Genomic DNA, 12,703 nt, shown 5'->3' with positions numbered 1-12,703 from the left:
ACTCCTTTGTTATTCTGGAAATTCCAGGTACTGTTTGGGGAACCGCCGGGCCAGCCGGTCCATCAGCTCATCGCTGGATTTGAACAGCAGGCCGCAGAGTTTTCCATTCTCCCGGTACACCAGGATCCGCTGGGGATTGGGATCCACGGAAGAATACCGGTGGACATATTTTTTAATGGAGGTCTTCCGGAAAAAGCTCCGTTTGTAATGGTTGGAAAAACTTTCCAGGTCCTTCAGGTAAACGGTCATCCGCCGTTCCAGCCCCAGGCCGTACATGACCACGATCAGCTTGTCGCTGGTGAGCTGGATGCTGTACTGGAACAGGCAGCGCCAGCACCAGAGGATCACAAACAGCAGGTTGTACCCCCAGCCCATGATACTCAATTGGCCCAGAGCAAAAGTATGATACCCTTCATAGGCCCAGCTGAGGGCAATGAGAGCCAGGGTCCCCCACTGATACAGTCTCCGCTCCCGGCTGGTTGTCGAAAATTCCTTGTATGCTTCCAAAATATTCTCCTTTGGGCTTTTCCGCCGACAAAAAAACATATCCCTTTTATTATAGCAAAAATCCCCCCAATAGAAAGGTGTTTTCTGCAAAAAAAGAGCTGCTGCCGAAGCAACAGCTCAAAAAACTTTTGTTTTTTATTTGCCGCCCACCATGGCCAGCATGGTACCGGCTGCAACAGCCGTACCGATAACACCGGCCACGTTGGGGCCCATGGCGTGCATCAGCAGGAAGTTGCCAGGGTCAGCCTGCTGTCCCACAACCTGGGACACACGGGCAGCCATAGGCACTGCGGATACACCAGCAGAACCGATCAGCGGGTTGGTCTTGCCGCCGTCCAGCTTGCTCATCAGCTTGCCGAACAGCACACCGCCGGCGGTGCCGCCGATAAAGGCAACCAGACCCAGGCAGATGATTTCGATGGTCTGCAAGGTCAGGAAGCTTTCGGCCTTCATGGTCAGGCCGGTACCGGTGGCCAGCATGATGGTCACACTGTTCATCAGGGCATTTTGTGCCGTGTCAGACAGACGGTCCATACAGCCAGATTCGGTGAACAGGTTCCCCAGCATCAGCATCCCGATCAAAGAGCATACGGAAGGCAGCAGCAGGGAAATGAAAATGGTGGTGACAATGGGGAACACCACTTTTTCAAAGTGGGTCACCGTACGCAGCTGGGCCATTTTGATCTTCCGTTCTTCCTTGGAGGTGAACAGTTTCATCACAGGCGGCTGGATCAGAGGCACCAGGGACATGTAGGAATAAGCGGCCACGGCGATGGCGCCCAGCAGATGGGGAGCCATCTTGGAAGCCAGGTAAATGGAAGTCGGGCCGTCAGCACCACCGATGATCCCGATGGCGGAAGCTTCCTTCACATTGAAGCCCAGGAGCATGGCCCCCAGCAGAGCCACAAACACACCGATCTGGGCAGCAGCACCCAGCAGCAGGGTCTTGGGGTTGGCAATCAGCGGACCAAAGTCGGTCATGGCCCCTACGCCCATGAAAATCAGCGGAGGGAAGATTTCGTATTTGATCCCGCCCAGGATCAGCTGCATAACGCCGGGATCGGTTTCGAACCCGGTCCGGGGTACGTTGGCCAGAATGCACCCGAAGGCGATCGGGCTCAGCAGCAGGGGTTCAAAGCCTTTGACGATGGCCAGGTACAGCAGGATGCACCCTACCAGCATCATCACGGCATTGCCCCAGGTAAAAGCCACAAACCCACTGTCCTGGATGACAGAGGTCAGGGCTACCACAAAAGCATCCATGTTCTAAAATCCTCCTTTATGTTCGGAGACGATGATTAGAGAATAACCATTACGTCGCCGGTGGCTACGGTATCGCCAGCGTTTACGCGGACTTCGGAAACCGTGCCATCTTCAGGAGCCATGATTTCATTCTGCATCTTCATAGCTTCCAGGATCAGCAGAACATCGCCGGCTTCCACTTTGTCGCCGGGTTTTACGTTAACGGACAGAATCTTGCCGGGCATGGGAGCGGATACGGTTACGGAGCCGGCAGGAGCAGCAGCGGCCGGTTTGGCAGCGGGAGCAGGAGCAGCAGCAGGAGCAGCGGCAGGAGCCGGAGCGGGAGCAGCAGCAGGAGCAGCAGCTACAGGAGCCGGAGCAGGAGCAGCAGCAGGAGCGGCAGGGGCAGCAGGAGCTGCGGTTACAGCGCCGCCAACTTCTTCAACTTCTACGGTGTAAACAGTACCGTTAACGTTAACATTAAATTTTCTCATGAGAATACCCTCCTAAACAGTTTTCAAGTTGTTTGATTTTGTGGATAATGAACCGTCCCTCAACAGTTCATCAGAAAGAATGATGGGGCAGATTCATCGGCTCCATTTTTCTTTTGTGTTCGGCGATGGCAGCACTCAGGGCAGCTGCAATCATATCGTCTTCATCCTGGACCAGGGCCAGGACAGCTGCCATGGCAGCCACTTTTTCCTCTTCCTGCCGTTTGCTGGCAGCAGCGGAAGGCGCTGGTTTAGCAACTACAGGCTTTTTTTTTCCCTGAACTTTCTTGGTGGGATCGACAGCATGGATCAGCACCATCAGGATTCCCAGCACAATCAGCACGCCGAATACGATGGTCATGTTGATCATCATAATCAGCCAAGGATTGTCGGTCATGAACGTTTCACCTCTCTTCCCTCATGATGAATGGTTTATATCAAAATCACAGAGGAATGTTACCGTGTTTCTTAGTTGGCCGGTCTTCCTGCTTTGATTTTAACATACGCAGCGCTTTGATCAGCGTGGGACGGGTGGTCTTGGGTTCGATGACCATTTCCACCATCCCGTGCTTGGCGGCATAATAAGGAGTGGCAAAGTTGGTGATGTACTCCTGGGTCTTCTGTTCCACATCCGGGTCTTTCCGGAAGATGATCTTGGCAGCCCCCTGGGGTCCCATGACGGCGATTTCCGCCGTGGGCCAGGCAATCACATGATCGGCACCCAAGTCCTGGGCACACATGGCCAGATAAGCACCCCCATAGGCCTTCCGGGTCACCAGGGTGATCTTGGGCACCGTGGCTTCGCAGTAGGCATAGAGCATCTTGGCCCCGTGACGGATGATGCCGCCGTATTCCTGGTCCGTTCCCGGCAGGAACCCGGGCACATCCACGATATTGATCAGAGGGATCCGGAAAGCATCGCAGAAGCGGATGAACCGGGCCGCCTTGTCAGAAGCGTTGATATCCAGGCACCCGGCCATGATCCGGGGCTGGTTGGCGATGATCCCCACCGTGGATCCGTCCATCCGTGCCAGGCAGGTGATGATGTTCCGGGCATACATCCGGTGAGGTTCCACATATTCCCCGTTGTCCACGATGCTGCGGATGACTTTGTACATATCATAGGGCATCTGAGGACCGTCAGGAATGATGGTGTTCAGGCTTTCATCCATCCGGTAAGCGCTGTCCCCGGTGTCATAGACCGGAGGATTCTCCCGGTTGTTGCTGGGCAGGAAACTGAGCAGGTACCGGATCTGTTCCAGGCAGTCCGCATCGTTTTCCGCCGGGAAGTCCGCCACCCCGCTGCGGGTGCAGTGGGTAAAGGTGCCTCCCAGGTCTTCCTGGCCCACTTCCTCGCCGGTCACGGTCTTCACCACTTCCGGTCCGGTAATGAACATCTTGGAATTCTTCTTCACCATGTAGATGAAGTCCGTAAGAGCCGGACTGTATACCGCACCCCCGGCGCAGGGACCCATGATGGCGGAAATCTGGGGAATCACCCCGGAAGCCAGGGTATTCTGCTTGAACATTTTCCCGAACCCGGCCAGGGCGTCCGTGGCTTCCTGGATCCGGGCACCGCCGGAATCTTCCATGCCCACGATGGGTGCCCCGGTCTTCAAGGCCATGGCCTGGACCTTGGCGATCTTGTTGGCGTGCATTTCCCCCAGGGATCCCCCTTCCACGGTGAAATCCTGGGCGTAAACGAACACCGTCCGTCCGTTAACCGTGCCGTAGCCTGTCACCACCCCGTCCCCGGCCAGATATTTCTTTTCCTGGCCGAAGTTGGAGCAGCGATGTTCTACAAATTTATCCAGTTCTACAAAACTTCCCTCATCTAAGAACGACTTTATCCGTTCCCGGGCAGTCATTTTACCGGCATCATGCTGTTTGCCGACTCTTTTGGCGCCTCCGCCTGCTTCGATTTTCTCGTAGCGGGCAAACATATCTTCAATTTTTTCCTGTGTGGTCAAAAATACGCACCTCCTTCAAGGATTCTTGGCTGCAGCGAAACCAAAACACGGTAATTGTAACATAAATATGACCCTGTTGCCACCGGTTTTCGGAAAATATCGCTGGAAAACCCTCTTATTCCTTCTCCATGGTGCCGTTTTTCAGCATTCTTTCATGGAAGGAGAAGGCTTCGGACAGGATGTGAGGGGTCTGGCTGTTGTGGCAGGCCACACAAGCCCGTTCGAAATAATCCTTCAGGATGGGCTGGTATCTGGGGCTGGCGATCTGGTCGATGATGATGGGTGCTCTTTCTTTGGGGGACAGGCCTCTCAGGTCAGCCACACCCCGTTCGGATACAATCACATCCACATCGTGTTCGCAGTTGTCGATATGGGAGCAGAAAGGCACTACAGAACTGATCTTGCCGCCCTTCCGTTCGGATTCGGCGAAGAAGATGGACAGATAGCCGTTCCGGGCAAAGTCCCCGCTGCCGCCGATGCCGTTCATCAGGTTGGTGCCGTTGATATGGGAAGAGTTCACGTTCCCATACAGGTCCACTTCGATGGCGGTGTTCATGGCGATGACACCCAGCCGGCGGACCACTTCCGGGTTGTTGGAAATTTCCTGGGGCCGGAGGATCAGATGGGATTTGTATTTGTCCAGGTTGCTGTAGAATCTCTTCTGGACTTCAGCGGACATGGTCAGGGATGCCCCGGAAGCCACCCGCAGTTTCCCGGCATCGATCAGGTCGAACATACCGTCCTGGATCACTTCCGTGTATACGGTCAGGTCTTCGAAATCAGAATGGACCAGGCCGTTGATCACCGCGTTGGCCACGGACCCTACCCCGGACTGGAGGGGCAGCAGGTTCTTGGGCAGCCGGCCGGCCTTTACTTCGTTTTTCAGGAATTCCACCAGGTTGCCCCCCATGGCCCGGGCATCATCGGTAATGGCCGCCAGTTTGCTGGGGGTATCGGGGATATCGCAGGGAACGATGGCTGCCACCTTGTCCAGGTCGCAGGGAATGTAGGGAGTCCCTACCCGGTCTTCCGGCCGTTCGATGGGAATGATCTTCCGGTAGGGAGGATCCAGGGGCACATAGCAGTCGTGCATCCCTTCCAGGCCCAGAGGCTGGGTTACGTTCACTTCCACGATGACTTTCTTGGCGCTCTGGACATAGCCGCAGCTGCCCCCCAGGCTGGTGGTGGGGATGATGCCGATCTTCCCTTTGCCCAGGTCCTTGATGGAGCAGGCTTCGATGATGGCCACATCCACATCCCGGTGATCCGGCAGGAAGCCGAACCGGGCCATCTGGTTGAAGGTGCTGATATGGGTGTCCAGATACCGGATCTGGCCGTTGTTGATGGCGTTCCGGCAGTTTTTGTCGGTCTGGTAGGGCATCCGGTTGCCTACGATCCCTGCCTCCACCATGGCCGTATCGATTTCAGGTCCAGGGAGCACAGTCCAGACATTGACTTTAAAGGGATGTTCCTTTCCTCTGGCAGCCAGAGCCAGGGGTACTGCTTTGGGATACCCGGAAGGGGTAAATCCGCTCATGCCCAGGTTCATGCCGTCTTGAATCATTTCTGCCGCTTTTTCAGCTGTGGTGATCTTGCTGAGTGCTGCGGCACAATGGACTCGATCCGTAATATCGATCATTTGCTCTTCCTCCTGTTTGCCTGATAGGCTTCTCGTCTGGAGATTCTATCTGAATATTTAAAAATAGAATCCACGTCATAAATAATAACAATATTTCCGCCAACTTGCAAGGAAAAAGGACATGACAGCTCTGGAAATTTAACCGGACAGCTGTCCTTTTTCTGTTATTTTTTGAACATTCTCTGATTTTTCCTCATTTTTCCTTTTTCTTTCGCAGGAAGATGCACCCCTCCTTTTCTCCATAGCCCCGGACCACGTCTTCCGCAAAAGCCCGGCAGGTGGGGGCTCCGCAGGCCCCGCAGTCCAGCTGGGGGAACTCTTTTTCCAGTTTCTTCAGCTGGCCCATCTTCTCCAGGGCCTCGCCGAAATCCCTGGCCAGGGGCGGATGGGGCCGGGGTTCCAGGGGCTTGATGTACTTCCAGGAAGCCGGGAAATCCTCGATGATCCGGCAGCGGGCCATGGCGGTCTCCCGGTCCGCATTTTCCCGGTTCCGCCGGCGGTCCACCCGCACCCGGAGATTCTTGGCGGCCACGTACTTGTTCACCGCCACACAGGGCCCTCCGATGCAGCCCCCTGCACAGCTGTAACAGCACACGTACCGCACATCGCTGAGTTTGGCCATGCTTACCTGTTCCAGCAGTTCGTCCACCTCTTCCGGCCCCTGGGCCGCCAGGGCATTGGTCAGGCCGGTGGATTCCAGTTCCCCCCGCCAGCTTCCCCAGCTGAGGCTGTAGGAAGAGCCCAGGGTGGCTTCCGGCACCTCATACCGGGTTTCCTGCACATGCTTGATGGCCTGGGTCAGAGGCCCATAGATGGAAGAAATGGTGAAGGATCCGGTGACCGCCGTGTGGGCCACGTCCACGGACTGGTGGATGTTGGTGCCCTTGGCGGGGCAGGGAGAAATGAACCAGATCCCCACTTCCTCCGGGGCCAGTTGCAGCCGCCGGGTGGTTTCCCGCCGGGTATAGATGGCCGCCGCTTCCGCCGGTGCCAGTACCGGGAGCACCTGCTTCACCAGTTCCGGATACTTGGTCTGGATCAGCCGGAGCACCGCCGGGCAGGCGGAGGAGATCAGGGGGAAGGGGCCCTTGTAATGGGCGATGTACCGCTCCATTTCGTCGCTGATATAGTCCCCGGCCAAAGCCACGTCGAACACCGTGTCGAACCCCAGTTCCCGGAGCCCCTCCCAGATCACGGAGGCGGCGATGTTCCCGTCGAACTGGGCGTAAAAGGAAGGGGTGGCCAGAGCAATGTTCACTTTGTACTTCTTCAGTTCCGTCAGCGGGTCCGCCCATCCTTCCATGGCCCGGGTGGGACAGCAGCGGATGCACTCCCCGCAGTCGATGCACCGGTCCGAAAGGATCACCGCTTTTCCCTGCCGGACCCGGATGGCCTGGACCAGACATTCCTTCACACAGATCAGGCACCCGGTGCATTTTTCCCGGTTGACTCGGACCGAATTGAGATAGGCTTCACTCACCGGTTTTCACCTGCTTTTCCTTCCCCTTACTCAGTGGGCCAGCCGGAACTCCAGGGTCACCCGGGTCCCTTTCCCCACCTGGGTATCGATTTTCATGGCATCGGAAACTTTCTTCATGTTGGGCAGCCCCATGCCGGCCCCGAACCCCATGGCCCGGATCTTGGCGGACGCAGTGGACCAGCCTTCCTGCATGGCTTTTTCCACATCCGGGATCCCGGGGCCATGGTCCTCGATGGTGATGGTGACCTTTTCCGGATCCAGATCGGCCCGGATCTCTCCCCCGCCCCCATGGATCAGACAGTTCATTTCCCCTTCATAGGTTCCGATGGCGATCCGCCGGATCAGTTCCGGAGCCAGTCCCAGCTGCTTGAGCATTCCTTTCAGGGATGTGGAAGCCGCCCCGGCCCGTTCAAAGTCATTGGGGATCACCGTGTATTTTTCCTCCATGACGGCTATTTCCGGTCCTTGCCGGAGCAGCCCCGGAGCCCCAGCTCATACAGCCGGCCGCAGGCCTCGAACATGGTGCACCGGGTGTAGAGCACCGGGATCCCCTTGCTCCGGGCCGCCAGCAGCACATCCTGTTCCGGATGCTTGTCCCGGACAAAGATCAGAGCCGCTGCATCGCTCACGTCCGCCGTCCGGACCACCTGGATGTTCAGGAGCCCGGTGAGCAGTACAAAATCTTCCTTGGCATAGGCCAGCACATCGCTCATCATGTCGCTGCCGCAGGCCTGGTTCACCGTCCGGTCCATCCCTTCCTGTCCGGAAACCACCTGGGCTTCCAGGACTTCCGCCACTTTCTTCAACGTTACCATGGTTCATTCCTCCTTTGATTTCTCAAAACAACGCTTCCATCTGCTTCCGTTCCCAGGTGTCCCGGTAGGGATCCAGCACCTGGAGGGCCCGGGTGGCATAGGACCCCAGGCTCCCTTCGTAATGGCGGGCGATCCCGCTGTCCGGATGGTCCTTCTTCAAAAGGGCGATGGCCATGTATACATAGCCTGCCTCCCGGGGATTGTTCATGTTCCCCAGTTTGTGGAGAGCATCATCCAGGAACCGGACCGCCTCCTTTTCCTTTCCTTCCCGCATGGACAAAAGGGCCAGGTAGGATTCCACTATGGGATGACGCCAGTAGAACACATACCGGGGGAACAGTTCATAGGCCTGGAGAAAATACTTTTTGGCCCGGTCGAACTGCCCCATATTGTAACAGGTGACCCCTGCATTGCAGGAAAAGACCACCCAGGAACTGTAGGCTTCCTGATCCCTGGCATAGTCCAGGGCCTTGTCGTAGCAGTCCAGGGCCTCCTGGAACTTTCCCTCTCCCCGACGGATCTCCCCCAGGTAGTTGTAGGCTCCGGCAATGTTCAGGGCATAGCGCCGCTGGACATTCTGGGTCACCATGAAGGTGGAGATGGATTCCTTCAGCAGCCGTTCTGCTTCCGGGAAATTCCCCTGCATGATCATGTTGAGGCCCTTGAGCCGGAGCAGGATCCCCATTTCCTTGTGGTAGTTGCATTCGTCCGCCAGGTTCAGGGCCACTTCCAGATAGTTCTTCATTTCTTCCGTGTTGCCGATCTGGATATCGTAGTAGATCATCTGCTTATAGCCCATGAGCATGTAGTCCCGGTTGTGGACTTCTGCCGCCTGTTCGATCAGGCTCAGAATGTTCCGGACCCCTTTTTCGTATTCTCCCACCCGGATGTAGTGCCGGCCCATCAGGTGCAGGTAGTTCATTTCCAGGTCCCGGACTTCCGGAGTCTCCCCGCAGGTCCGCTTGATGGTGTGCATCATCTCGTCCACTTCCGCCAGGAATTTGCCCAGATTGGACTCGATGTACCGGCTCTTGTCATCGTCGGGCATAATATCCGCACTGCTGAGCACAGGGAACAGTTCATTGCTGAAGTTCAGATAATACATAAGGATCTTCAGTTTGTACCGGCCCATGTTCACCAGTTCTCCGGCCTCCTGGTAATGGTATTCCAGATGGTGGTACAGCCGGATGTCCTGGGGGGAATGGGTAAGCCGCTTTTCCCAGAGTCCGGCGATGTAGCTGTGGAGGATCTTCTGTTTTTCCAGGGAGATCTGCTGGTGGATGTATTCTTTCAGCTTCTGCTGGACAATTTCATAGATCACTTCCGGCTGCTGGGGCACCGGCCGGATGAAGTTGTTGTTCCGGAGCACCTCCAGGTTTTCCAGGGCCTGGAGGCTGTTCATATGCATGTATTCCGAGATCATGGCCAGAGGCGCCCCGTCGTAGAACAGGGAAATGAAGTCCAGGATCTTCCGCTGGTCATCGGTAAGAGCGAAACAGTTGGATTTGAAAATATTCCGCATGTTTTCCGTCAGGTTTTCCAGACTGCCGGTGGTCTTGAGGGCCTTCAGGCATTCCCGGAGCAGGAACAGGTTCCCTTCCGATTCTTCCAGCAGCCGGTCCACCAGATGGTCATCCACCGGCACCGGCAGTTCCATGTCCAGGGCAAAGAGCCGGACGGTCTCCCTGTCCAGGGGGGCCAGTTCCAACAGCCGGAGCTTGTGGTACATGGAGACGGAGGTCTCGAATTTCTGATAGTTCTTGTCCTGGGAAGGCTGGGCGGTCAGCAGGAACATGAACCGGGAGGATTTCTTGTGGAGGATCAGACTGCTCAACAAAGACAGGCTGAGAGGATCCATCCACTGGATGTCCTCAAAGATAAACAGCAGCTGCCGGCTTTCCCCCACATTTTCCATCACCGTGTAGAGGGTGTGGAAAATGGCGTCGAATTTCAGCAGATCCTTGATTTCCGCCAGTCCCGCTTCCCGGTCCCCGCTCATGTCCATCTGGGGGAACAGTTCATACAGCCGGGAGGGATCCATGTTGGGCACCGGGATCTTTTCCCGGCGGATCAGGTTCCCCAGCCCCTCCACGATTCCGGTCCAGGGCCGGAGCAGGATGTTCTGTTCCGGTTTGAAGCAGTTGGTCTGGATCACCGTCACTTCCGGAGGCAGTTCCTCCACCAGGGCATCCTTCAGGATGGTCTTGCCGCAGCCGGCTTCTCCCCGGATCAGCAGGGTATCGCTGTTCCTGCCCTGGAGGAACTCTTCCAGCATCCTGTTCACCAGCTGGAGTTCCCGTTCCCGTCCGGTCAGGCTGCCTTTGGGCCGGGGTTTCAGGATCCCCTGCTCTTTTTTCTCCTGCTTTTCCTCATGGAGGGTCCGTTTCATCAGCTCTTCGATTTCCGGAGGCACATTGCTCTGGAGCTCTTCCCGGAACAGCTTCTTCATTTCCTCATACAGTTCCGTAGCCTGCTTCATGTTTCCCTGCTCACAATACGTCCGGAGCAGCAGGGTATAGATGGATTCATCGTAGGGATCATGGGCAATGAGCATCCGGCCGTACCGGGTCACCTTGGCCTGATTCCGGACAGCCACCGCTTCCTTCAGTTTCTGGAGCAGGGCATCCATGTACAGTCCTTCCAGACGGTCCCGTTCCGTCAGATACCAGTTTTCGTACTCTGCCGCATCCTTGATGAAGAACCCCTGGAGGAAGGCACCCTGATACAGTTCCAAGTTCCGGCCCGGATCCACCTCGAATTCCTTCACATCCACCTGGACCCGGATTTCCGGATTCACCTTGATAATGGCTTTCCGGGGCGAAATGAACACATCCGGTCCCAGGATCTTCTTGGTTTCGTAAATGGCATTCCGGAGATTTTTCCGGGCAATGGCATCGGGCTTGTCCGCCCACAGCACACCGCTCAGTTCATCCCGCATCACCGTGCCCTTCACCAGCAGGTAGTATACCAGTGCATTGACTTTATTATAGGGAAAGAAGATTTCCTTCCCGTCTTTCTGGATAACAGGAGCGCCTAAAAACCGCGCTTGGATCAGACTCGTCATGTTTCCACACCTCATCAGAGAAATTTTATGTAAAAATTACCAACTCCCGTAAGGCCCCTCAAATTGTCATAGTAATCAGTACTATTATAATATAAACGGAAAAGAAAGAAAAGAAGGGGGTGCTGCACCCAATGTGCAGCACCCTCTTCTGTTGAGCCAGGGCAGCCGGCAGGCTTACCGGACCACCACTTTTCCTTTTTTGATGACGGTTTCCACAATGTTGACCCCTGTATGGTAGGGAAGGAATTTGTAGGACGGATACTGGAGGATCACCAGGTCCGCCTGTTTCCCCGGCTCCAGGGAACCGATCCGGTCCGCCCGGTCCAGGGCCGCGGCCCCGTTCAGGGTCAGGGCGGTGATGGCTTCTTCCGCACTCATCTTCATGTAGATCACCGCCAGGCCGATCATGAGGGGCACCGAGAAGGTGAAGCCGCTTCCCGGGTTGAAATCCGTGGCCAGGGCTACGGCGCAGCCGGCGTCGATCATTTCCCGGGCCCGGGCAAAGGGTTCTTTCAGACAGAAGGCGGTGGTGGGCAGCAGGGTGGACACCACCCCGTTGTCCGCCATGGCCCGGATCCCTGCATCGGAAGCATGGAGCAGATGGTCCGCACTGGTGGCGTGGAGTTCCCCGGCCAGTTCCGCCCCGCCCAGGCTGACGATCTCATCTGCATGGATTTTCAGCTTGAAGCCCATCTTCCGGGCTTCCGTCAGCAGGTGCCGGCTCTGTTCAATGGAGAACACCCCTTTTTCGCAGAACACGTCGCAGAATTCCGCCAGGTGTTTTTCCGCCACTTCCGGCATTACATCCTTCAGGAGGAATTCGATGAAGTCATCCCCCCGGTCCTTGTATTCCGGCGGCACCGCATGGGCCCCCAGGAAGGTGGACACCAGCTCGATGGGCTGCTTTTCGTTCAGGTCCCGGACCACTTCCATCTGTTTGATTTCCGTATCATGATCCTGGCCGTAGCCGCTTTTGGCTTCCACGGTGGTGACCCCCATGGCCAGCATCTTCTTCAAAAAGTCCATGCTGTGGTCCACCAGCTCTTCCCGGCTGGCTTCCCGGGTGGCCTTCATGGTGTTCAGGATGCCCCCGCCCCGTTCCATGATTTCCATATAGCTCATGCCGCCCATCCGCCAGAGGAATTCATCGGGCCGGTAGCCCCCGAACACCAGGTGGGTGTGGGAATCCACGAACCCGGGGAGCACCGCCTTGCCGGTGGCGTCGATCTGTTTGTCCGCCGGCACCAGTTTCTCCCAGTCCGGCTGGTTCCCGATGCTGCGGATCTTCCCGTTTTCAATCAGGATGGACTGGTTCTCGTAGATCTTCAGCTGTTTCATTTCCCGGCCATGACGGGCGGTATTCCCTTCCGGGGTCACAATCTGGGCCGCATGTTTGATCAGCAGTCTGTCAATCATTGCCTTTCCTCCTTCAGTTCTGCCACAAAAGGGTTGCTGCACGGTATCCGTGCAGCAGCCCTTTGATTCTGTATGGTTC

Annotated in this window: 11 protein-coding genes; all 11 read right to left on the bottom strand. The window is 56.4% G+C overall.

Going from position 1 to position 12,703, the window contains the following annotated elements:
• Positions 1 to 9: 9 nt before the first annotated feature.
• The gene (locus ACTQY1_RS06350; RefSeq protein ID WP_022487691.1) at positions 10 to 507 is read right to left on the bottom strand and encodes a hypothetical protein; all 498 of its coding nucleotides are present in this window, start codon (positions 505 to 507) and stop codon (positions 10 to 12) included.
• A 135-nt stretch (positions 508 to 642) separates the two neighbouring features.
• Entirely contained in the window at positions 643 to 1,770 is a 1,128-nt protein-coding gene (gene gcdB, locus ACTQY1_RS06345) for a sodium ion-translocating glutaconyl-CoA decarboxylase subunit beta (RefSeq protein ID WP_012939171.1), read from the bottom strand.
• A gap of 35 nt (positions 1,771 to 1,805) precedes the next feature.
• Positions 1,806 to 2,243 (bottom strand): sodium ion-translocating glutaconyl-CoA decarboxylase subunit gamma, encoded by a 438-nt coding sequence (gcdC, locus tag ACTQY1_RS06340; RefSeq protein ID WP_022487692.1) that lies wholly within the window; start codon positions 2,241 to 2,243, stop codon positions 1,806 to 1,808.
• 70 nt (positions 2,244 to 2,313) lie between these two features.
• The gene (gcdD, locus tag ACTQY1_RS06335) at positions 2,314 to 2,637 is read right to left on the bottom strand and encodes a sodium ion-translocating glutaconyl-CoA decarboxylase subunit delta (RefSeq protein WP_012939173.1); all 324 of its coding nucleotides are present in this window, start codon (positions 2,635 to 2,637) and stop codon (positions 2,314 to 2,316) included.
• Positions 2,638 to 2,683: 46 nt separating this feature from the next.
• The gene (gene mmdA / locus ACTQY1_RS06330; protein WP_195839608.1) at positions 2,684 to 4,183 is read right to left on the bottom strand and encodes a methylmalonyl-CoA decarboxylase subunit alpha; all 1,500 of its coding nucleotides are present in this window, start codon (positions 4,181 to 4,183) and stop codon (positions 2,684 to 2,686) included.
• 142 nt (positions 4,184 to 4,325) lie between these two features.
• Positions 4,326 to 5,849, bottom strand: coding sequence for a succinate CoA transferase (locus tag ACTQY1_RS06325; protein ID WP_022487694.1), 1,524 nt, complete (start codon positions 5,847 to 5,849; stop codon positions 4,326 to 4,328).
• Positions 5,850 to 6,042: 193 nt separating this feature from the next.
• The gene (locus tag ACTQY1_RS06320; protein WP_022487695.1) at positions 6,043 to 7,329 is read right to left on the bottom strand and encodes a [Fe-Fe] hydrogenase large subunit C-terminal domain-containing protein; all 1,287 of its coding nucleotides are present in this window, start codon (positions 7,327 to 7,329) and stop codon (positions 6,043 to 6,045) included.
• 30 nt (positions 7,330 to 7,359) lie between these two features.
• Positions 7,360 to 7,776 carry an ATP-binding protein gene (locus ACTQY1_RS06315; protein WP_302574112.1) on the bottom strand — a complete coding sequence of 139 codons (417 nt, stop codon included), beginning with the start codon at positions 7,774 to 7,776 and terminating at the stop codon, positions 7,360 to 7,362.
• A 5-nt stretch (positions 7,777 to 7,781) separates the two neighbouring features.
• The gene (locus ACTQY1_RS06310) at positions 7,782 to 8,144 is read right to left on the bottom strand and encodes a DRTGG domain-containing protein (RefSeq protein ID WP_022487697.1); all 363 of its coding nucleotides are present in this window, start codon (positions 8,142 to 8,144) and stop codon (positions 7,782 to 7,784) included.
• A 22-nt stretch (positions 8,145 to 8,166) separates the two neighbouring features.
• Positions 8,167 to 11,208: a tetratricopeptide repeat protein gene (locus tag ACTQY1_RS06305; protein WP_288310893.1), complete on the bottom strand. Its 3,042-nt coding sequence runs from the start codon at positions 11,206 to 11,208 to the stop codon at positions 8,167 to 8,169.
• A gap of 174 nt (positions 11,209 to 11,382) precedes the next feature.
• Positions 11,383 to 12,624 carry an imidazolonepropionase gene (hutI, locus tag ACTQY1_RS06300; RefSeq protein WP_022487699.1) on the bottom strand — a complete coding sequence of 414 codons (1,242 nt, stop codon included), beginning with the start codon at positions 12,622 to 12,624 and terminating at the stop codon, positions 11,383 to 11,385.
• Positions 12,625 to 12,703 lie beyond the last annotated feature (79 nt).

This window comes from Acidaminococcus sp. HCP3S3_G9_1 (genome assembly GCF_052122455.1).
Taxonomy (GTDB): domain Bacteria; phylum Bacillota; class Negativicutes; order Acidaminococcales; family Acidaminococcaceae; genus Acidaminococcus.
The sequence above is the reverse complement of the archived record's forward strand: the minus strand, read 5'-3'. Positions and strand labels throughout refer to the sequence as shown.

Excerpts from the sequence above, each read along its gene's own strand:
- gcdB (WP_012939171.1), bottom strand. The coding sequence starts at position 1,770 with ATGGATGCTTTTGTGGTAGCCCTGACCTCTGTCATCCAGGACAGTGGG.
- gcdC (WP_022487692.1), bottom strand. The coding sequence starts at position 2,243 with ATGAGAAAATTTAATGTTAACGTTAACGGTACTGTTTACACCGTAGAA.
- gcdD (WP_012939173.1), bottom strand. The coding sequence starts at position 2,637 with ATGACCGACAATCCTTGGCTGATTATGATGATCAACATGACCATCGTA.
- mmdA (WP_195839608.1), bottom strand. The coding sequence starts at position 4,183 with ATGTTTGCCCGCTACGAGAAAATCGAAGCAGGCGGAGGCGCCAAAAGA.
- ACTQY1_RS06325 (WP_022487694.1), bottom strand. The coding sequence starts at position 5,849 with ATGATCGATATTACGGATCGAGTCCATTGTGCCGCAGCACTCAGCAAG.
- ACTQY1_RS06315 (WP_302574112.1), bottom strand. The coding sequence starts at position 7,776 with ATGGAGGAAAAATACACGGTGATCCCCAATGACTTTGAACGGGCCGGG.
- ACTQY1_RS06310 (WP_022487697.1), bottom strand. The coding sequence starts at position 8,144 with ATGGTAACGTTGAAGAAAGTGGCGGAAGTCCTGGAAGCCCAGGTGGTT.
- ACTQY1_RS06305 (WP_288310893.1), bottom strand. The coding sequence starts at position 11,208 with ATGACGAGTCTGATCCAAGCGCGGTTTTTAGGCGCTCCTGTTATCCAG.
- hutI (WP_022487699.1), bottom strand. The coding sequence starts at position 12,624 with ATGATTGACAGACTGCTGATCAAACATGCGGCCCAGATTGTGACCCCG.